Source organism: Fusicatenibacter saccharivorans (assembly GCF_015557635.1).
Classification (GTDB): domain Bacteria; phylum Bacillota; class Clostridia; order Lachnospirales; family Lachnospiraceae; genus Fusicatenibacter; species Fusicatenibacter saccharivorans.
Genome location: NZ_JADNOP010000047.1, coordinates 1 through 1,563, shown reverse-complemented (window position 1 = coordinate 1,563; position 1,563 = coordinate 1). Strand labels below are relative to the sequence as shown.

2 protein-coding genes are annotated in these 1,563 nt (G+C 39.0%); both read right to left on the bottom strand.

Annotated features, from left to right (window positions below):
• Positions 1-92: arsenate reductase/protein-tyrosine-phosphatase family protein (locus tag I2G42_RS16925; protein WP_465220998.1), on the bottom strand; the 92-nt coding region annotated here is incomplete at its 3' end.
• A 312-nt stretch (positions 93-404) separates the two neighbouring features.
• Positions 405-1,433 (bottom strand): S66 family peptidase, encoded by a 1,029-nt coding sequence (locus tag I2G42_RS16185; RefSeq protein WP_055228712.1) that lies wholly within the window; start codon positions 1,431-1,433, stop codon positions 405-407.
• Positions 1,434-1,563 lie beyond the last annotated feature (130 nt).

Sequence of the window (1,563 nt, the reverse complement as noted above, 5' to 3'; positions counted from 1 at the left end):
AGGCCGAGGGAATTTACTTTGTGGGTGAATACGCTCTCAGCAAGAGTCGAGCGGCAAATATTGCCGTGGCAGATAAAAAGTACTCTAATCATAAAATTCTCCTGTTCTGAAATGCCCTGTAATGCCGAGTTTTGCGTTGGTTTATCGGCTTTTCCGGGCATCATCTTTTTTCTTTTTTATAACTACACTTTTTACAAAATACTTCAAAATGGTGCAATTCAAAGCAATGTGTAGTAGTCAAATCGTAGTCAGTTAAGGGGGTTCAGACTACTGACGGGGGTGTGCATTATTTAACGAAGGAGGGTGCTGAGATAGGCATACTCTTGTATTATCGTCTATAAAAACTAAAACATCAATTTGGGGCTGTTGCTCTAGTTTCAGTTACACAAACTTGAAGTTGTCTCTCAGTTTGCAAATCTGATTACTTGATTATCAATATCGACCGTTGCCACAACACCAAAGGGAATGATGCAACGTGGCTGGGCGTGTCCGATATTGATATTGCACACTATGGGCAAATTCGGATGATCAATTACGTCTACCAGTATCTGTTTATATTCCTGCACATAAGTTTCATCCATCGGCTTTCCTATAAGAATACCTGAAATCACATCAAAAATGCCTGTTTCTTTTAGTGCGAGTACAGCTTTTCTGTATTTTTCAGGAGACATCTTCTCTTCGCTGGATTCTAACAGAAGAATCTTTCTGACCCAATCTGCAATCTCTGGGAATAGTTTGTACTTCTTGCAAAAAAGCGGCATATCCACATAGCGTTTTCCATTGAAAAAATCATAAATGGAATCAATACAACCGCCAAGAATCTCTCCTGAGAAAACAGAATTGCCTTGCAGTAATTCAAAACCATAATCGGAATGATATTTTAAAGGTGTGCCAACCCGATTGATACCAAAATCCGTCCTTCCTTCATACCAGATTTCGCTGGGTATGACTTCTTTTATCATTCCGGTACTTATCAGTTCTTCAAAATACTTTTTTGTATATGGGAGCATATCTTTGTCCAGTTCACAGACGTCCGCAAGGAAAGACTGCCCATAGAATGTTTTCATTCCAACCTTATGGAGCATAAAATGATTGATCGTCGTATCAGAAAAACCAAGAAATACTTTATCGGAGACTGCATCTGCCAGTTCATTATGTTCAAACAGGAAAGGCAACAAGCGATATGTATCATCTCCACCAATTGCACAGAGAATCATATCAATCTCCGGATCACTAAGGGCTTGTAACAAATCAGCCGCACGCTTTTCAGGATGGTTTTTGACATATTCTATTCCTTCAAGGGCATGAGGCATAAATCGAACATTCAGGCCAAAGTCATTCAATCTTTTTATTCCTATATCTACCTCATGCTTAACAAAATCCTCTCCTATTGTTCCGCTCGATAAACTGACAATAGCTATATTCTTTATCATAATCTTTTCCTCCTCCACAAATTCTAATTTATATCATAAAATCGAATCTTCTAAGTTAGCAACCACCAGTTCAACTGGTGGTTTATTATTAGCCCTCCAAAGGGCTATTGTTACTGCTCGCCCCAAAGGG

Bases quoted from the DNA above. Each gene is read 5' to 3' on its own strand.
- I2G42_RS16185 (WP_055228712.1), bottom strand. From the start codon at position 1,433: ATGATAAAGAATATAGCTATTGTCAGTTTATCGAGCGGAACAATAGGA.